At 36.3% G+C, this 16797-nt stretch carries 24 protein-coding genes and 1 rRNA gene; 10 read left to right on the forward strand and 15 right to left on the reverse strand.

Annotated elements, in window-relative coordinates:
- From rrf to crcB (BANA01_RS23840), 4 genes are all read right to left on the reverse strand, one after another.
- Positions 1-107, reverse strand: a 5S ribosomal RNA gene (rrf, locus tag BANA01_RS23830); the annotation flags it as partial.
- A 163-nt stretch (positions 108-270) separates the two neighbouring features.
- Positions 271-411, reverse strand: a complete 141-nt coding sequence (locus BANA01_RS30055; protein ID WP_169803741.1) for a hypothetical protein — start codon at positions 409-411, stop codon at positions 271-273.
- Between the two features lie 365 nt (positions 412-776).
- Positions 777-1133, reverse strand: a complete 357-nt coding sequence (gene crcB / locus BANA01_RS23835) for a fluoride efflux transporter CrcB (RefSeq protein ID WP_063254974.1) — start codon at positions 1131-1133, stop codon at positions 777-779.
- Positions 1130-1564 (reverse strand): fluoride efflux transporter CrcB, encoded by a 435-nt coding sequence (gene crcB, locus BANA01_RS23840; RefSeq protein ID WP_082799656.1) that lies wholly within the window; start codon positions 1562-1564, stop codon positions 1130-1132. The genes crcB (BANA01_RS23835) and crcB (BANA01_RS23840) overlap by 4 nt, the downstream gene beginning before the upstream one ends.
- A 140-nt stretch (positions 1565-1704) precedes the next feature.
- Here crcB (BANA01_RS23840) and BANA01_RS23845 point away from each other — a divergent pair, with 140 nt between their 5' ends.
- The 3 genes from BANA01_RS23845 (at position 1705) to BANA01_RS23855 (ending at position 3087) form a co-directional block, all read left to right on the forward strand.
- A complete protein-coding gene (locus tag BANA01_RS23845; protein ID WP_034674718.1) occupies positions 1705-1926 on the forward strand; it encodes a hypothetical protein in 222 nt (73 codons plus the stop codon).
- A 140-nt stretch (positions 1927-2066) separates the two neighbouring features.
- Positions 2067-2630 (forward strand): spore coat protein, encoded by a 564-nt coding sequence (locus BANA01_RS23850; protein WP_235847217.1) that lies wholly within the window; start codon positions 2067-2069, stop codon positions 2628-2630.
- Positions 2631-2661: 31 nt separating this feature from the next.
- Positions 2662-3087 carry a spore coat protein gene (locus BANA01_RS23855; protein ID WP_034674635.1) on the forward strand — a complete coding sequence of 142 codons (426 nt, stop codon included), beginning with the start codon at positions 2662-2664 and terminating at the stop codon, positions 3085-3087.
- A gap of 93 nt (positions 3088-3180) precedes the next feature.
- Here BANA01_RS23855 and BANA01_RS23860 read toward each other — a convergent pair whose 3' ends face one another.
- Positions 3181-4059 (reverse strand): proline iminopeptidase-family hydrolase, encoded by an 879-nt coding sequence (locus BANA01_RS23860; RefSeq protein WP_034674633.1) that lies wholly within the window; start codon positions 4057-4059, stop codon positions 3181-3183.
- A 307-nt stretch (positions 4060-4366) separates the two neighbouring features.
- Positions 4367-5089: a TerC family protein gene (locus tag BANA01_RS23865; protein ID WP_034674631.1), complete on the reverse strand. Its 723-nt coding sequence runs from the start codon at positions 5087-5089 to the stop codon at positions 4367-4369.
- A 227-nt stretch (positions 5090-5316) separates the two neighbouring features.
- On the opposite strand from BANA01_RS23865, the gene BANA01_RS23870 reads away from it, so the two are divergent.
- The 3 genes from BANA01_RS23870 (at position 5317) to BANA01_RS23880 (ending at position 6653) form a co-directional block, all read left to right on the forward strand.
- Positions 5317-5559 carry a glutaredoxin family protein gene (locus BANA01_RS23870; RefSeq protein ID WP_034674630.1) on the forward strand — a complete coding sequence of 81 codons (243 nt, stop codon included), beginning with the start codon at positions 5317-5319 and terminating at the stop codon, positions 5557-5559.
- Between the two features lie 167 nt (positions 5560-5726).
- Positions 5727-5984, forward strand: a complete 258-nt coding sequence (locus BANA01_RS23875; RefSeq protein WP_034674628.1) for an HPr family phosphocarrier protein — start codon at positions 5727-5729, stop codon at positions 5982-5984.
- Between the two features lie 198 nt (positions 5985-6182).
- On the forward strand, positions 6183-6653 hold the full coding sequence (locus tag BANA01_RS23880; protein WP_034674626.1) for a divergent PAP2 family protein: 471 nt from the start codon (positions 6183-6185) through the stop codon (positions 6651-6653).
- 4 nt (positions 6654-6657) lie between these two features.
- On the opposite strand, the gene BANA01_RS23885 is transcribed toward BANA01_RS23880, so the two are convergent.
- Positions 6658-7857: an MFS transporter gene (locus BANA01_RS23885; protein ID WP_063254976.1), complete on the reverse strand. Its 1200-nt coding sequence runs from the start codon at positions 7855-7857 to the stop codon at positions 6658-6660.
- A gap of 310 nt (positions 7858-8167) precedes the next feature.
- Between BANA01_RS23885 and BANA01_RS23890 the strand changes: the two genes are divergently transcribed.
- Entirely contained in the window at positions 8168-8896 is a 729-nt protein-coding gene (locus BANA01_RS23890; RefSeq protein WP_063254977.1) for a cell wall hydrolase, read from the forward strand.
- 36 nt (positions 8897-8932) lie between these two features.
- Here BANA01_RS23890 and BANA01_RS30695 read toward each other — a convergent pair whose 3' ends face one another.
- Positions 8933-9067 (reverse strand): hypothetical protein, encoded by a 135-nt coding sequence (locus tag BANA01_RS30695; protein ID WP_268875112.1) that lies wholly within the window; start codon positions 9065-9067, stop codon positions 8933-8935.
- Positions 9068-9228: 161 nt separating this feature from the next.
- Complete coding sequence (locus tag BANA01_RS23895) at positions 9229-9690, reverse strand: NUDIX domain-containing protein (protein ID WP_063254978.1); 462 nt, start codon at positions 9688-9690, stop codon at positions 9229-9231.
- 220 nt (positions 9691-9910) lie between these two features.
- On the opposite strand from BANA01_RS23895, the gene BANA01_RS23900 reads away from it, so the two are divergent.
- Positions 9911-10786, forward strand: a complete 876-nt coding sequence (locus BANA01_RS23900) for an RMD1 family protein (RefSeq protein WP_235847218.1) — start codon at positions 9911-9913, stop codon at positions 10784-10786.
- A gap of 63 nt (positions 10787-10849) precedes the next feature.
- On the opposite strand, the gene BANA01_RS23905 is transcribed toward BANA01_RS23900, so the two are convergent.
- The 3 genes from BANA01_RS23905 to sda form a co-directional block, all read right to left on the reverse strand.
- On the reverse strand, positions 10850-11272 hold the full coding sequence (locus tag BANA01_RS23905) for a DUF1801 domain-containing protein (RefSeq protein WP_063254979.1): 423 nt from the start codon (positions 11270-11272) through the stop codon (positions 10850-10852).
- Positions 11273-11303: 31 nt separating this feature from the next.
- Positions 11304-11792: a GNAT family N-acetyltransferase gene (locus BANA01_RS23910; protein ID WP_034674641.1), complete on the reverse strand. Its 489-nt coding sequence runs from the start codon at positions 11790-11792 to the stop codon at positions 11304-11306.
- A 273-nt stretch (positions 11793-12065) separates the two neighbouring features.
- Positions 12066-12212: a sporulation histidine kinase inhibitor Sda gene (sda, locus tag BANA01_RS29275; RefSeq protein WP_082799657.1), complete on the reverse strand. Its 147-nt coding sequence runs from the start codon at positions 12210-12212 to the stop codon at positions 12066-12068.
- Between the two features lie 146 nt (positions 12213-12358).
- Between sda and BANA01_RS23915 the strand changes: the two genes are divergently transcribed.
- Positions 12359-13060 (forward strand): Na-translocating system protein MpsC family protein, encoded by a 702-nt coding sequence (locus BANA01_RS23915; protein WP_063254980.1) that lies wholly within the window; start codon positions 12359-12361, stop codon positions 13058-13060.
- Positions 13061-13110: 50 nt separating this feature from the next.
- Here the strand turns inward: BANA01_RS23915 and BANA01_RS23920 are convergent, their stop codons facing one another.
- The 3 genes from BANA01_RS23920 to BANA01_RS23930 form a co-directional block, all read right to left on the reverse strand.
- Positions 13111-13965: a P-loop NTPase family protein gene (locus tag BANA01_RS23920; protein ID WP_063254981.1), complete on the reverse strand. Its 855-nt coding sequence runs from the start codon at positions 13963-13965 to the stop codon at positions 13111-13113.
- Positions 13966-14307: 342 nt separating this feature from the next.
- Positions 14308-15120, reverse strand: a complete 813-nt coding sequence (locus BANA01_RS23925) for a VOC family protein (RefSeq protein WP_063254982.1) — start codon at positions 15118-15120, stop codon at positions 14308-14310.
- A gap of 74 nt (positions 15121-15194) precedes the next feature.
- A complete protein-coding gene (locus BANA01_RS23930) occupies positions 15195-15935 on the reverse strand; it encodes a TerC family protein (RefSeq protein ID WP_034674643.1) in 741 nt (246 codons plus the stop codon).
- A gap of 268 nt (positions 15936-16203) precedes the next feature.
- Here BANA01_RS23930 and BANA01_RS23935 point away from each other — a divergent pair, with 268 nt between their 5' ends.
- Entirely contained in the window at positions 16204-16716 is a 513-nt protein-coding gene (locus BANA01_RS23935; protein ID WP_063254983.1) for a CBO0543 family protein, read from the forward strand.
- The last annotated feature ends 81 nt before the right edge of the window (positions 16717-16797 follow it).

Here is a 16797-nt window from a genome sequence, read left to right on the forward strand (position 1 = left end):
GTCCTACTCTCACAGGGACTTTCGTCCCAACTACCATCGGCGCTGAGAAGCTTAACTTCCGTGTTCGGTATGGGAACGGGTGTGACCTTCTCGCCATTATTACCAGACTAATATTTATTTGATGTTCATATCAATGTCAATATTATGTTACATTTTGTTTCCCGTCTGAAGGGAACTTTTATATAATAACACCACTCACACTTCTAGTTCAATAGAAATATTATCCAAATAAAAGAGCTGTTGCCTTAGCAACAACCCCAGATATTTATATTATTGTCCTTGCCCGCCATTTGGTGTTACTCTGCGTGTGTGATCATCTTCAAAATTGTTTTTTCGAGCATTTTCTACTTTATCATTAAGTAATTGCTTTTGATCCACATCTGATGAAGGGGTATACTTTTTCTTAGACATTTGAAAATCCTCCTCTACAACTAATATCTACCCCTTTTATTTTGTATTCTTTTATAAAAATTAATCATCCATATATTTTTAATTTACGTATATTTTAAATATTATTTATTGTAGATTTTCGTGTAAGGCCGAGAATTCATAAACGGATAATTTCCGGCTATTGTATAAAGATGAGCTTAAGAAGCAGAAATAAGCGGAGATATTCCGGTTAACTGCTTTAAATAAGACAAATTCCATGGATTTCGATACAATAAGCGGAAAAACTCCGTTAATTTTTAAGGAAATATGGGTAATTACCAATTTAAACGGAAATTCTCCGCTTACTTTCCAAACACAGTTAAATCAACATTCAGTTTTAAAAGAGCCTAAATAATAAAACCTATAGCAGCCATTACAACACTTACGATTACTGAACACATCACATATAGCCATGCTAAAAATTTTTTATTGGATTGTAATAAGGTAATCGTTTCATAACCAAACGTCGAGAAAGTGGTATAGGCTCCACAAAAACCAATACCAACAAAAAACCACATTACATCACTTATTTCATTCGTCAAATGAAGCTTATAGACAATCCCTAATAGAAAGGATCCTGTAATATTTATTACCCAAGTTCCCACTGGAAAATGCCCAGGCTTCCTTTTTTTATTAATAAAGTTGGCCAACAAATACCTGCTTGCCGCTCCAAAGGATCCCCCTATACCGATTAACCAAATCAAAGCGATTCCCCTTTCTTCCTATTAAACATCGCGACTTTTAAGCCAACGTACGAAAGTAGTATCCCGAAAATAATACTGCTTAAAATATAAAGGACAGCATAAAAAGTCTGTCCAGCATGAAATAAAAGAATGGTTTCCAGAGAGAAAGTTGAAAATGTGGTAAATGAACCGATAAAACCAGTTCCAATTAATAATGTTATTTCCGATTTTATATATTTCCTAATCGTGATGAATGTAAGAAACCATCCAAGGGAAAAACATCCTGCCAGGTTTATTAAAAAGGTTCCTAGGGGAAATCCAGTATCTGTTTGAAGCCATTCACCTATCCCATATCTACTTACCGCTCCGAAAAAACCTCCGAGCATAACACAAATTAATTTCAATACGTTCACCCTTCTTTCACTTGAGAACAATGCTTTTTCGCCAGACATTTAAAACTAGATAATACCCAAAATTATACCATATTTTTCATTTTCCCCTTTTTTTGTAAACTTTTGGACAATAAGTTTAGGAATATCAGTTGCCACATGCATATCCTGTTAATGGAAAACTATTAAGGGAGCGATTAGTGGTGAGTGATTCAAATCAAAACCCATTACTGACAGGAAAAATTATTGATTTACTTGTTAGTGATATTTTTAAAAAAAATGGGATTAATTTAGATAAAGGGAAGGCAAATTTATCTCCAGAACAAAAACAATTAATAAAGGATTTAGTGAATGACCTATCCCAGCAGGTCGATGCTTTCGTTAAGAAAGAGAATCCTACAAAGAAAGCCGAAGAAACGGAGTAAATAATCTAAAGGACGCTAGATTAGGCGTTCTTTTCATTTTTTATAAAACAACCAAAATCAGCTCATACACACAAACACATTATTGGACAACTCCATATATTATATTGAAAACAAACTACAACAAAGGAGTGTAAAAAACAATGCCATCCAACAATAAAAAGGAAAAAAAGGATAAAAAATATCAGAAGGATGAATCTTCAGATATGTTTTATGAGGACAAGCCAGTTGCAGAAAAAACTTACGAGGAAGCACCGCAATTTGCTTACGTTTATCATGATCCAGCCGTTTTTCAAGATGCACCAGAGCATCATACTACTCATGATTCTCATGATGCAGATGTATTCCAAGATGCAGATCAAGTTTCATTAATGGAACAAGACTCAGAGGAATTAATCTTCATTAAAGATTCTTGCAATATCTGTGTTCATACTACTAATACGCAAGCAGCTGTTTCCCTGCAAATTGCTTTACAGCTTGCTATCGCATTAGTCCTACGTGTGACTATTCTAGATTCTGATCAAGGTAATAGTGTAGCAGAAGATCTTCTTCAATATTTTGATTCCGAACAAAATAACTTCCAAAAAATCAGCATCGAAAATTCCAAAGATATTAACATCACAACAACTGATACAGACGTTGCTGCAAACATCCAAGCTTTATTACAAGTCCTTCTCACATTAGTTGCAAAAGTAGATATTGCTTAAAAAAATATAACAAATAAGAGGTGAAATTAAAATGACAGAAAAGAAATGGAAAGCATTAGACTCTTGTGAAACGAAAGATAACGGCGCAGATGTAATGCAAGAAGCTGATCAATTTGTTTCTAACAAACAGCAATCTTTTGAGTGGATCATCATTAAGGATTCTGAAGGAATTGATGTACAAACTACTGATACTCAAATCGCCCTATCTTTACAAGCAGCAATCCAAGTAGCCATCGCAATTGTGATTAGCATTACAATTGGTGATACAGAAAAAGGTAAAGCTGTTGTTCAGGACCTTAAACAATTGTTTAAAAACAAACAAAGGAACTCTCAAAAAACAGTCATTCACGGTTCTAAACATATTAAAGTTACTACAACTGACACACAAGTTTCTGTAAATATCCAAGCGCTTCTACAAATCCTTGTCACAATTGTTGCTAAATTAGACGTTCTATAATAACAAACACTATATTTCGTGAAAAAGGACAACCTGAGGGCTGTCCTTTTTAGGTTTAAAAAAATAGCAGTTGTAGTTGGAATAGTATGATGATCACTTGGAGTCTATTGTTTTTAGAAAGTTTCCAACTACATGTAAAAACTCTTCTTTCTCTTCAAAATAAGCCATATGAGCGCTATTTTCGTAAACGTGAAATTTCCCATTAGGAACGAGACTGCTAAAATATTCAGTGGATTCAGGTGTTGCTTCATCATACCGTCCACATGTAAATAAGGTTGGACAACTGATTTCGTTCAAACGAGATGTACAATCAAAATATTTTAAATTCCCTTTTACACTGAATTCAGATGGCCCCCACATAATGTTATAAATTTCGGGATTTCGATAGCCGGATCCCTTTTTAACCCACTCTGGATCTGGTGCTTCCTGTACTCTGCAAACGAATACTTTGTTAAATTCCTGAATGGCAGCCTTGAATTCCTCGGAATCCGTCGTTCCCTCTTCTTCACACCGTGTTATTGTTTCCTGAATTTCAACCGGCAGCTTTTTAAGGTTCTCTATCTGGTCCTGTTCCCAACGTGGCGCACTTAGACATGGACTTGAAAAGATAACACTCTTAATTCCATCTGGTTTTGTTAAACAATAGGCCGCACCAAGTGTTGTACCCCATGAATGACCTAATATATGTACTTCCTTCAAGTTTAAAGCTTCTCTTATCTGTGCTAATTCTTCGACAAATCGATCCAGCTGCCAAAGTGAAGTGTCACTAGGACGGTCTGACCTGCCGCAGCCTAATTGGTCGTACAAAATTACCGGTCTATCTTTTTCCAGCGCTCGCAATCCCTCTAGTGAATAACTTGAAGACCCTGGACCGCCGTGTAAAATGATGACGGGAGTAGCTTTGGAATTTTTATTGAAAATTTGATACCAAACTTTCCCGCCTGTTACCTCTATGTATCTCTCTTCATGCATAACGCTTCCCCCTTAATAACACAACAAATAAAATACTCTTTAATAGTAACTTATTTTAAAGTAATTGAAAATTTTAATTTGGCTGTGTTAAAGGAAACTGTTGATTTTAGAACCTGTTGATTGGAGCGGAAGGCGCTCGACTCCTGCGGGATGAACGAGCTGAGTGAGACCCCGCAGGTCGGAACGACCAAGGAGGCTCATGGGCGAGCCCGCGGAAAGCGTAGCTCCTGGAGCGGAAATCAACAGCCCTGTTTAACACAGCCTTTAATTTAATCAAAAAAAGACCAAAAGGATGGTCTCAAAGAATTTATTTTGTTATTGGTTTTGCTTTTAAAAAATGTATTAGGAAAGTTCCTAAGAAGATTCCAATTAATAAACTAAAGAAGATCACTTCGTGCATTTGTAAGCCAAACGCTGCACCTATCATTCTAAATCCAATCATGCCAATTAAAACGAATGCAGTAGTTTCAAATTCAGGTATTCTTTCAATGAGTGCTAAGAATAATTGGGCCACACCGCGCATCATCAAAATTCCAAGGATTCCACCTAAGAACAAGACCCAGACCTGATTCGATACACCAAACGCGGCGATAACACTATCGATACTAAACGCAATATCCATCAGTTCTACAGTTAAGACGGTGCTCCAAAATCCCACTCGTTTGGTTTGAATCTCTTCCTCTCCCTCTTTTTTGTTCACAAAGTGCTGGAGGACCAGCCACAGCAGATAGTGACCGCCAACGATCTTGATCCAGCCAATATTAATTAACGTAACACCTATTCCAATCGCAATTACCCGAAATAGATAAGCGCCTATAATTCCATAGAAAAGTGCTTTCTTTCGTTGTTCTTCGGGCAGGTGTTTGACCAAAACAGCAAGTACTAATGCATTATCAGCAGATAGTAATCCTTCTAAAATGACCAAGGTGCCAATGATACCCCAACTAGCAGGATCTGTTAATACCTCTCCCAAGGCTTCTAATGATAAAAATGAACCATAATTTGTAATGATTTCTTGTAAGAACTCCATCCCCTTGCACTTATCTCCTTTGCATGGATTTTTCTTAACGCAACCGCTTGTCTACTTATTGTATATGTATGTTAGGCAAATAATTATATGAACGTTAAATAGAAAGAGACCATGACTAGGAAATCAAAAGAAGATCAATTGGTTTGTTAAATGTATTTAATGAAAGAATCAAGTGATGGGACTTTTCTTACTAATTGTATTAAAATGAGCTGAAGGAGGAATGTACTATGCGTAAAGTAGTTATCTATACACAAGAAAGCTGTGGACCATGTACAGCTGAAAAGCTATGGTTAAAAGACAACGGAATTGAGTTTGAAGAAAGAAACATTAGAGAAAATCCTAAATATCTTGATGAAATTGTTGAACTGGGTGCGTCTGCCACACCAGCTACAGTAGTCGAGGATGAAAATGGTTCAGAGGTTGTTCTTGGCTTTAACCAAGAGAGGTTAGCTGAACTTTTAGGAATATAAGTCGTATCGGTCACTTCAAATCAGAAGTGGCCTTTTTTTCTTTTCATTTGGGCCACTCCTGTTAAATGTTCTTACATACTTAAATAATAAATAAATCATAATTGAATTTTATCTTTCATACATAAAAGAGTGTGATTTATCTTAAATATTCAGGAGGGGTTCCTCAAATGGTACTAAAGACCATTCAACTTAAAAGAAAAGCTGGTTTAGACAGTCGGGCAATCAACCAATTGGTTCAGGTGACATCTCAATTCGAGTCAGATATCTACTTAACGTATAATGGGCATAAAGTTAATTGTAAATCGATTATGGGTGTTTTATCATTAGCCATTCCAAACAATGCAGAAATTTGTTTAGAAGCCTCAGGTTCGGATGATCAGGAAGCACTTAAGCAATTAATACAAACCATAGAAACATTAGCTTAAACCAGGTATCACACGAAGAAGTGAGAGTGTGCAAATGGTCACTCTTCCTTCTTTTTTTTTCTGATAGACTAAGCACCTGTCGAATCATCATCAGGTGTTTTTATAATCTTACTTCCATATTCTTCATGTTTCTTCCAGTTTACAATGGGTTATATATGATAATATAAGTACAAAGATTATCTTCCAGGAGGGATTTTTATGTTTTTATCCTGTCCGATATTAGCCGCTTTTTTGGGCATGTTTATTGCACAGTTCGTCAAAATACCGATTCATTTTTTAGCTTCAAAGGAATTGAATTGGAAATTGATGTTTAGCACGGGCGGTATGCCTAGTTCGCATACTGCGATGATTGTTTCGTTAACTACAGCAATTGGATTAATGACCGGGTTACAATCAAATGCGTTTGCTATTTGCGTTGTAGTATCTGTGATCGTTATGCATGATGCGATGGGTGTTCGAAGGCATGCAGGGTACCACGCGGTAATACTAAATACGCTTTTAGCCGATTTTAACATTCTGATAGAAACTCTAAAAGACCCCAATTTAAAGAAACGGGAGTCTAGAGAAAAATTAAAAGAATTATTAGGTCATCAGCCAACAGAAGTATTTTTTGGAGCGGTAACAGGAATTATTGTTGGCGGTCTCACATTTTATTTTTATCCATTTTAACAGTTCATGAAACATTAGTTTTAAGTTTTCGATTTGGGTCATTTGAATGCCAATAAGCCATACCGGTGGCTGCTAGAAGTAAGATACCTGTCACAACAAACACCGTTTGTACAGGGAAAATACCGCCAAGAATTCCTCCAATAATAGGCCCAATCATTCCGCCAATTTGATTAGAAGTTTGGTGTAATCCAAATGCTCTCCCTCGGAAATCGCTTTCGGTGGACCTTACGACTAGTCCATTTAGTGCTGGGAATACGGCGCAGAAAAAAATACCGAATATAAATCGAGTTATCGAGAATCCCCAAATATTACTAAAAACAATTTGGGCGATGGTTCCGATTCCTCCACCCATTAGTCCGATAAATAAAACCCTTTGAAAACCAACTTTGTCCGCCCATTTCCCCCACATCGGGGCAAAAATCACACTTGCGATACCAGGAAGAGAAAAGACGATACCAGCAAGTAACGACGCATGCTGGGAAGAACCGCCAAGTTCCACTATATATAATGGAAGTACCGGCTCAATCGTCATAATAGAAGCAGATGTAAGACTAGTTAATCCAAGGACCATCATCAATGAACGATTTGAGAGTGCCAATTTAAAATCATTCCTAATCGACCCTTTTTCTTTACTCGGGATGAAATTTTCCTCTATAACAAAAAATATGACGAGTAATGTTGAAATCAACGAGAAGATCCCAGCACTTCCAAATGCCACACGATTACCGACTAACGATGCAATCCCCCCTCCTAAAAGCGGTCCAACAATACCACCAGACGCCGAAGCAGAGGATATCATCGATAGAGCGTATCCGACTTTATTACTTGGTGTATTGGTGCCGACTAAGGCGATTGCGCCAGGAATGAAGCCACTTAACAATCCCTGCATAATGCGTAAGCCTAATAACTGATAAGGATTTGTAACAAAAGCTGTTAATGTATAGACAGCAAAAAGTGCAAAGCCTGCTCGGATTAACAACGGCTTTCTTCCATATTTATCTGCAACCCTCCCCCAAAATGGTGAAGCAATCGCACCTGCAAAAAATGCAGCACTAAATAATAAACCAGCCCACACTTCCGTGTGATCATGTACACCTATTTGAAGTAGAAAAATAGGCAAAAATGGGATCACCATGGAAAAACTAGCTGATACGAAGAAAACTCCTATCCATAGTACCCATAAATTACGTTTCCAAATAAGCACGTAAATCCATCTCCAATAATATTGATAACTTTAATGCTGTTATAGTAGCATAATTGGCATTTATTTTCATTTCCGAAATATTAGATTATAGAAATATTTTTAACTTACTACCTTTTTCATGCAAAATATTCCTCTATACCGTAAAAATGGTTTGATTATGACAGAATCATGGGCATAATGTCATATTTACATCGTTGCTGTAATGTTGTTCATCAAACCATAAAGAAATGTAACGTTATCGTTCTGTATAACGTGTGTATATCCATGTTAGTGTTATATATATCATACAAGACATCAGGAGGTAGCACACATGAAAAACACTTATTTTAAAAAAGTTGCGGTAGCTTGTGTAGCTACATTTGCATTTATCGGTTTACACAATTCAACAGTTGAAGCGATTACGCAATATCAATTTGTAAATGTAGACAGCATGGCTGAAATTGGACAAGCTTATGGTCCTATTATGTATGAAATGAAACAAGAAAATAAACAATCTAATGACGAAAAGGAATTCGTTCTTAATAAACCAGATTTAATGGAAGATCAAAATGCCAAAACGGAGGCTGCAGCACCAGTTATTTCTGAGTCTCAAGCAGCTGAACCCGAAACGGTCAATCCAGCACCAGCGGTAGAAGAACCTGCTGCAGCACCAGCGGCCCCTTCTGTTTCGATTTCAGCTGAAGAAAAAGACTTATTTGCGAGATTAGTAGAAGCAGAAGCAAAAGGCGAATCATACGAAGGAAAAGTAGCAGTTGCAACGGTTGTATTAAACCGCGTCGATTCACCTGAATTTCCCAATACGGTGACAGAAGTTATTAATGAGGTTGTCGGTGACGCATATGCCTTTTCACCGGTACAAAATGGCGAGATCAATAAACCTGCCTCAGATGAAGCTATCCAAGCAGTGGAAGAGGCTTTAAAACGACAAGATCGTTTAAATGATTGTATATATTTTTATAATCCAGACATTGCAACCGACTCTTGGATTAGAACTCGTGAAACAGTAAAGACAATAGGAAATCATGTATTTGCAAAATAAAGTGAAGAGCCGGTTAAATCGGCTCTTTTTTCTTTTTTATTCGTCTTTTTCGTAAGCAATCACTACAACTTCTTTATTGGCTTGTTCGCTTAATTTCGCTTCTAGTGATTTGATTTCACTAACCAAGTTTGATGACAGGTCAGCAGCAACATAATCCTTTTCATTTTCCATACGTATCTCTCCTTTTATTTTTAGTATTCAACATTAAGGAGAAAGTATTACATACCTTTTTTCCATCTGTAATGAATAAAACTAACTTTTTAATCTTTAGACTTTAATTCTTCTAAACGCTTTCAACTTAAATAAAGCTTTTGCCTCTTTCTGTCAACAAGTTATTTTTCCTTCTCGCTAGTCAGTATCGTACTCTCCCAACCAACTATCCTTTCTCCGTTCAAGTAATTTTTAATTAAGTTTCTAATCGGATAAGGCTCCAAATTACTTTCATCAAATTCGCTTTCACTGCACCAGAAAAATTCAAGGTGAGATTCAGCTGAAACTAGATTTGCATGAGGGTTCAAATCTAAACTCGTCACTTCAAAAACTTGATTAATTTCAAAATGTAAATTTCCTTGATGCTCCCAACTGTGTTCAATCAATCCTAAAAAGGAACCTACCTGTGAATCAATACCTAATTCTTCCTCAATTTCTCTGATTAATGCCTCTTTGGCACTTTCACCGATTTCAACGTGACCACCTGGCAGAAAGGTATTTGGGTAACCTTTGGCTTTTGCAAGAAGTACTTTATTGTTCTGGATAAAAATTCCTCTTGCTAAATGATGAAACTTTTTTTGCATAATCTTCCACTCCCAAAGCTAACATAAATTTTGTTTACACTACTCTGATTTGTAATACGGTAATGTTCTTCCGGTTTCCAGGAGAATATTCCTATTTGTTGTCTATTACGGGCAAACCCTACTCAGGACTTTTCTGGCTAATTTACTAGTACTTCATATTTAATTCTTTACTCTTTCCACTAATCCTTCATTATTTTACCTAATCGGTTCATATACTAATATGGATAAACAGCAAAAATACCTGAAACGAGTGGTGGATATGAGAGATTTAACCTTTAAAGCTTTTGCGATAACCAATGAAATTGACCTGAACAAAATCGCCGTTCATTGTGGAATACCAAAGAAATTTACCTGGGAGGAGCCATTAATTCTCAAAGGTGAAATATTAAAATCAATCCTCTATAAAAATGTGGATGAATCACAAATGGTTCTAGTATTTTCCTTCGGCAGCATTGTCTTCATTAATCACTCAACTCCGAACGAGGTTACCGCTTTATTGAACTACCTCCACTCCTTTGAGCCAGACATTGATGTGAAAACTGCAGACCGATACAGTGATGATTACAGCCTGCATATAAAAGAAAAAGAAAGTATTGAGTTAACCGACGAATATGTGGTCGTTCCTGAATATGAAAGCTACTATCCTGAGTTAATTTCTACCGTTTTGGCAAAGTCCGTTGCATTAGAAAAGACTGAGGAACAGCTGGGGAAAATTAATGATAAATTAGAAACGATGATTGACCGACTAGAAAAAGGCAAATTACGGATCGGAAATAAAGAACTGGCTAGAACAACAGCAAAAATCGTTCGTCACGAGTACAATACTCTCGCTTATATCATGATTTTAGATAAGCCTGATATTACGTGGACAAGCAGTACAGCTGGCGAATTTTACGATAGAATGCTTGAGTTTTTCGAATTAAATGATCGCTATAAAATCTTGAAAAGTAAAACAGAAATACTCTATAACATCATGAATGGCTTTTCGACCATCAGTCACTCGATTCGTGGACTATTTGTTGAATGGATCATTGTGATCCTGATCCTTTTCGAAATAGTTTTATCCTTATTAGGAATAGCAGGATTGCTTCCATAACAAAATAAAAACAGAGTCCCTTATTCACAATCAATTTGATTGACAATTAGGGACTCGCTAGTATTACTTTGCTGGATACTTTTCTCTCAAAAAAGAGACGGATTCATTAATTAATGCTTTCAAAACCTCTACATCAATATCTGCTACTTTATTTATGTACACACAAGCTTTCCCTGTAGTGTGCTTTCCAAATTTATTTAATAATTCTTCTCTTTTTGTTTCACCTGGTGCAAAATACAAGCTGATTTTTGCTTTTCTCGGAGAAAAGCCAACGAGTGGTGCGTCCCCTTCGTGACCAGATTCATATTTGTAATGGTAAGATCCAAAACCAATAATACTCGGCCCCCACATCTTTGCTTCAAAACCTGTGGTCTCTATGAAGATATTTAATAATCGGTATGCATCTTCACGCTTTTTGGGGCTGTCGACCTGTTCGATAAATTCAATCACGCTATTGTCTGTTTCCTTCGTTTTTAATTCATACATCCATATCCCTCCCTTAACTTTTTCATTTATACTATAGCAATTTCTTATTCATGTTATACCACATGACTCCACCATGTTCTGATTTCGAAACCCCTCTATTTTGGTACCCTAAGTTTTCGTAAAATGGTATTAAGTCTTCTTTACAGGTAAGTGTTATAGTCTCCCGATTTTTTAATCGTGCTTCTTTTTCAAGATGTGATAGTAACGCTGTTGCGACACCTCGGGTTTGAAAATGCGGCGTGACCGCTACTCCTAAAACCGTTTGATGCCCCCCTGATGGTGGATTTGGCTTAATCTTCTCGAATAAATCATCAGTAATAAATTCCTTTTCAATCACCGGACCATTGACTAGACCAATAATGACACCGCACTCTTCCGCCACAAAAAAACTATCTGGTATTAATTGAATACGCTGTTTAAAAGCCTCTTCCGTAGCTGCTTCTTCAATTGGAAAGCAAATGTGTTCAATGATTACAAGGTCACGTAAATCATTCATCGTCACGTTACGTATGGTTAACAATACAAACACTCCATTTTTTCTATATTCTTATTATATAAAATTATACAAAACTATTGAATGGGATATAAGGGGAAATAACTACTTCTTCAAAATAACGATAAGAAAAAGCTAGGCTATTGACCTAGCTTTTCAAATAGTATTAGTAGTCTGATTATTTCATAGGCACTATTTCTGCGAAAGAGTGAAGAGCAAAAAGCCATTCGCCGCTGTTCTTATCACATAACCATTACAAGTGGAAGAAGGTTCATAGTATATTTAATAAAAAGCTTTGGTTTAGGCCATTCTTTCTACCGTATCTAATTGGATCCCTCTTCGATCAATTTCTTCTTCTAACAATTTAATAAAGTCTTCGTCTAACTCTAGCTTTACTGCATTAAAATATGTGTCTACTAAAACTTTGTTGCTCAAGCTTGAAAACATATCCTACTCCTCAAAGCGAATGGCTTTCTGTCCCTTCACCTACTTTCATTATATTTTTATTCTGAGTAACAAACCATGCTAATTATTTCCAATGAAAAGGGGTATGATAGGGTTAAAGACCTATTCAGGAAAAGGAGTTCGTGAAAATGGAGTCACCAATTTATAAACAAACGGCTGAGTTAAGCAGCTATATTAGTAAGATACTACGTGATTCTTTTGGTAAAGGTCCGGAATCCGTACATGTTTCCTTAGGTAAAACCTTTATGATCGTTTATATTCGAAATTTCCTTACGCCAACTGAAAAGGTACTTTTAAATCAAAAACAAGACGAAAATGTCCAACAAGTCAGAGATTTAGTAATGCATACGCTAATACCCGAAATAAAAGCCTATATAAAGATTGTGACTGGAATGGAAATAAGAGAATTCTATTATGACTGGGGTCTTCATAATAAATCCGCGATGTTCACTGGAATATGCAGTGATTCAACCGGTATCGATGTTCCGATTAATGAAGAATTTACAGGGAAAGCGGAACTTATCGATGAGATTAATAAGTTAAGCTCAGAATCAGAAAAGAAGCCGGAAGAGATTTATGCATGCCAAATAAATCACCGGTCCATCATGGTCATTCGAAATGGAATTTTGGTGAGAATAGAAAAACAATTGATTAGACAAGGCATGCAGGAACAACTAAAGTTAGCCAAGCGAACACTAGAAAAAGGACTGCTTCATAACAATAACCATTTTGAAGGGATATTGAAAACTCAAATTATTGATATTTTTGTCGACTGGGATTTTGATTTAGATAAGAGTGTCATCGTTTTGGTCACCAATCCAACAAAATAATTAAAAGGAAATAAAAAAATCAGAGGCAATGTGCACTCTGATTCCTAGCATTATATTTTCACGGTATTTTTGAACTTTTCCTTGAGTTGGCTTTCATGAAGAGTTCGGTCAAACTTCGTATTATCAATTTTATGTTTGATCATATTAAGTGAGTTGATAATAACGGTTTCTAATTGATATCTTGCTTCTAAGACTGCAATGGTTCCATCGATTCCTTGAGCGTCATTCATTTTGCCGTATCCTTGGTTATTATAGTAATCCATAAAGCCAGCAGACCATTCTTTTGGTCGTACTTGAACAGCCTTTTTAAAAGAACGTGACAAATCTTTTTGCTCTACATAAAGTAAAACGGGGTTTAAAGGCTCGATAATATCAGCTAATTGCTTTACATAATTTTTGACCACTTCCTGAGAGGCACCATATTTGATCATTCCGATGGTTACAGGATTTTGGATGAAGCAGCATTCAAAAATATACGTGTGATTTTCTGCTAACGCATGCACAACAAACCTTTTCCATTTATCCGTTATCAATTCAATGTTCTTCTCTAACGGGAGTTCATAAATGTCGTGATTCCATATGTCGCCCCAAAAGGAATCAGGAACCGGCGTTTCATCCAAGTCTTGTTTCAGCTTATATTGCGGCAATACAAATCCATCACACCGTTTGAAAGCATGTTTTAATAAAATGGGTTTTACTTCACTATACTGTTCTATAAGCTGGGAAAATTCAGTTTCTGAGAAATAAGAGCCTCCCTCATAATCTGCTGGATGTTCAACATTGCCCTCAAGAAACAACTTTGTATCGACATTCCATTCTTTTAAAATATCATTTGTCATATCAGCTGTTGTCGACTTCCCCGAACCAGGCAAACCCTCTACTAAAATTAATTTTGTGTTAACCATGTTATCATCTCCTCGGGTTATATTCTCAAATAAAAAATCGCAGATTTCTCTGCGACTTGTGAATTTAGATTTATATGCATGTTAAACAGAACGAAACAAACTACTCTATGTTTGGACTATGAAAAAAAGTCCACTAACAAGAAGTCAGCCTAATTCGGATATCTGTAAAAATGACATAGTAATCCCTTTCACTCATCAGCAGTGAGCGTAAATGGTTCGTATTCAAAACGGCCATTCATGGGATTAGTTCAACATGTCTACAGATAACCTCCTTATCATAACTATCAATAGTATAAAGTCCACTGGAATTTCATGTCAATGTTTTTTTTTAGAAAAATCTGGCTATTGAAAGCGCCAATAACCATTCAAGATTTCAAAAAAACCGCTTTGGTTCGTTTGTGTAAGGTTTACGAGAAAAGGTGTTTCTCCTCTTTCATGTAAGACCTTTTCTGCTGGTCCATCTCCAATTGGTGTGCAGAACAATAGGTTGGTTCCGGGTAATTCTAATCGTTGGCAGCGTGCATGTAAGACGTCATCTCTGAACTCTTCACTCGGGGATATATCTAAAAACCTTCCCCAAGTTTTTATCGTTTCTTCTAAATCCCTTACAACAAAACCGACAGATTCAAAATTGGAATTTTCGCCGCTATGCCTGCCTAACATTCCTTGTTCCTGAAACGCAGATAATCTTTCCTTATCACTTTTTTTCCATTGGATGAAAAAAGGAAGTGATAGCTGATTAGGTTGATCCTCGATAAATAGAAGTGACCAACTGATCACGTCACCATCAGCTGTAACACGTTGACCCGGAAGCGGACCAAATACAGTAAATCCGTCTTGCTTTAGCCTGATCGCTAAGTCGTTTATCCGGTCAGTTCGAATGGCGATTTTAGCAGGACCTTCTCGATTCTCTTTTTCGAGCTGTTGAACAATTTGGGTAATTAATTTATTTTCTTCATGTTGTTCAGCAATTTCTAATCGCTCAATTCCCAAAAATTCTATATAGCTTAAACCAAAATAACTGAGTGTATTGTAGGTTCCCCAAGATTCATGACGTCCTCCCTGAACAACATGGATACCTTGTTCTGAAAGAGGTTGAATCGCATTTTCAGGTTTGTGTTGAAACCACACTAAATGATCAAACGAAAACTTCATATTTACTCCCCTTTCCAAAATACATAAAAAAATGGCTTGATATGGTTCCAAGCCATTTTCTATCATGAGATTCCTTATGTTGATTGCTTTGTTTTCTTACCCGATAGGAACCATCCGCCTATAGCGATAAGAAGCATAACAGACCAAAAGATGGTATTCCAAATAGGTCCTTCTACAAAATCATGTGAAATAATGTGTAATGCTGGGTGTGCAAGAGTATGCATTAATAGCTTAACCCCGACCCAGCCAACCAGTAACATCGCTGCTGTTTCAAGAGCAGGACGTTGTGTCAGGACTTTAACAAAGAATCCTGCTGCAAAACGAATGACGATTAATCCAGCAATTGCACCGATTAAGATAACGATAAATTGTGCCCCATCCATTCCACCGATTTCACCCATCGGTGTACCTGGTAATGCAATAACAAGAGCAACTGCGGCTAAAATCGAATCTACAGCAAAAGCGATATCAGCTAAGGCGATTTGAGCTACAGTAGCCCGGTAGCTTTTTCCTGCTTTGTCCTTACCGCCATGGTCCTTTTTAAGTAAGTGTTTTAAGGCGATGAAAATTAAATACGCTGCCCCGATTGCTTGAATCCACCAAACATGAAACAAAAACGAAATAATAAAGATAGCACCAATCCGAAAGATGAAAGCTAGCATCAAGCCAATATTTATTGCCTTTTTTTGCTGTTCTGCAGGCAAATGCTTCGCCATGATCGCTAACACCAAAGCATTATCTGCGGATAATAAGCCCTCTAACAAAATCAAAATAAGTAAAACCCAGCCATACTCTAATAACAAAGATAGTTCCATTTTATCCCCCTAGGCGTGATTACATCATAAGAATAGTATAATTATGTTTATACCCGTTTAACACTATTTTACACTAGTTGATTAATAATTATTTCCAGTTTTAATTTAAAGTTACTATTGGAAAAGAGTTTTAACAATTTGTAAACAAGTAAAAGTTACTAAAAAAAGAGTTGCTGCTGCAACTCTTTAGTGAATGAATTATTAAGTACAATTATATTATCATTTATTTATGGAAACAATAACCATAAAACAGCAAAGAGGATAAATCATGTACTTGTTTATAGTCATCGGTGTTTATATTATTGTCGCAAAGAAATTTGTAGACTGGAAAAGGTGGAAGGAATTTTATCCGACCATTCAATTCTATATCATTTGTAATTTACTTTATAATTTTGTCTTTTATCAACACACTCTATGGAAATATAAAGCCGTCACAGTATCTTGGCTAAATCATACACTAATCGATTTAGCATTTTCTTTCTTTATTATTCCGGTTGTATTAATGGTTTATCTACAGTATTTTCCCCAGGGGAATAAGAAGTTTATTTATTTAGGTGTTTGGGTTGGATATTTCACATTCATTGAGTTCCTTTTTGAAAAAAAGGGATTATTTATCTATGAAAATGATTGGGATTTATGGTGGTCCACATTATTTAATTTCATTACATTTTTTATTATTCGAGTGCATTATAAGAATCACTTGGCTGCCTTATTAATTTCTCTTCCTATAATCTTGATACTCCTGTTGTTCTTCCATCCAACCTTACAGGAATTAAAATAGCGGGTGATACCATGGATTCTTTATCTACTCCAATATTCTTCACGCTTCTATTTGGTACCTATATCTCAATGGCTCTTTATT

Source organism: Neobacillus niacini NBRC 15566, assembly GCF_001591505.1.
In the GTDB taxonomy this organism is placed as follows: Bacteria; Bacillota; Bacilli; order Bacillales; family Cytobacillaceae; genus Neobacillus; species Neobacillus niacini.

Bases quoted from the DNA above. Each gene is read 5' to 3' on its own strand.
- BANA01_RS30055 (WP_169803741.1), bottom strand. From the start codon at position 411: ATGTCTAAGAAAAAGTATACCCCTTCATCAGATGTGGATCAAAAGCAA.
- crcB (WP_082799656.1), bottom strand. From the start codon at position 1,564: ATGTCTGGCGAAAAAGCATTGTTCTCAAGTGAAAGAAGGGTGAACGTA.
- BANA01_RS23850 (WP_235847217.1), top strand. From the start codon at position 2,067: ATGCCATCCAACAATAAAAAGGAAAAAAAGGATAAAAAATATCAGAAG.
- BANA01_RS23855 (WP_034674635.1), top strand. From the start codon at position 2,662: ATGACAGAAAAGAAATGGAAAGCATTAGACTCTTGTGAAACGAAAGAT.
- BANA01_RS23860 (WP_034674633.1), bottom strand. From the start codon at position 4,059: ATGCATGAAGAGAGATACATAGAGGTAACAGGCGGGAAAGTTTGGTAT.
- BANA01_RS23865 (WP_034674631.1), bottom strand. From the start codon at position 5,089: ATGGAGTTCTTACAAGAAATCATTACAAATTATGGTTCATTTTTATCA.
- BANA01_RS23870 (WP_034674630.1), top strand. From the start codon at position 5,317: ATGCGTAAAGTAGTTATCTATACACAAGAAAGCTGTGGACCATGTACA.
- BANA01_RS23875 (WP_034674628.1), top strand. From the start codon at position 5,727: ATGGTACTAAAGACCATTCAACTTAAAAGAAAAGCTGGTTTAGACAGT.
- BANA01_RS23880 (WP_034674626.1), top strand. From the start codon at position 6,183: ATGTTTTTATCCTGTCCGATATTAGCCGCTTTTTTGGGCATGTTTATT.
- BANA01_RS23890 (WP_063254977.1), top strand. From the start codon at position 8,168: ATGAAAAACACTTATTTTAAAAAAGTTGCGGTAGCTTGTGTAGCTACA.
- BANA01_RS30695 (WP_268875112.1), bottom strand. From the start codon at position 9,067: ATGGAAAATGAAAAGGATTATGTTGCTGCTGACCTGTCATCAAACTTG.
- BANA01_RS23895 (WP_063254978.1), bottom strand. From the start codon at position 9,690: ATGCAAAAAAAGTTTCATCATTTAGCAAGAGGAATTTTTATCCAGAAC.
- BANA01_RS23900 (WP_235847218.1), top strand. From the start codon at position 9,911: ATGGATAAACAGCAAAAATACCTGAAACGAGTGGTGGATATGAGAGAT.
- BANA01_RS23905 (WP_063254979.1), bottom strand. From the start codon at position 11,272: ATGTATGAATTAAAAACGAAGGAAACAGACAATAGCGTGATTGAATTT.
- sda (WP_082799657.1), bottom strand. From the start codon at position 12,212: ATGTTTTCAAGCTTGAGCAACAAAGTTTTAGTAGACACATATTTTAAT.
- BANA01_RS23915 (WP_063254980.1), top strand. From the start codon at position 12,359: ATGGAGTCACCAATTTATAAACAAACGGCTGAGTTAAGCAGCTATATT.
- BANA01_RS23920 (WP_063254981.1), bottom strand. From the start codon at position 13,965: ATGGTTAACACAAAATTAATTTTAGTAGAGGGTTTGCCTGGTTCGGGG.
- BANA01_RS23925 (WP_063254982.1), bottom strand. From the start codon at position 15,120: ATGAAGTTTTCGTTTGATCATTTAGTGTGGTTTCAACACAAACCTGAA.
- BANA01_RS23930 (WP_034674643.1), bottom strand. From the start codon at position 15,935: ATGGAACTATCTTTGTTATTAGAGTATGGCTGGGTTTTACTTATTTTG.
- BANA01_RS23935 (WP_063254983.1), top strand. From the start codon at position 16,204: ATGTACTTGTTTATAGTCATCGGTGTTTATATTATTGTCGCAAAGAAA.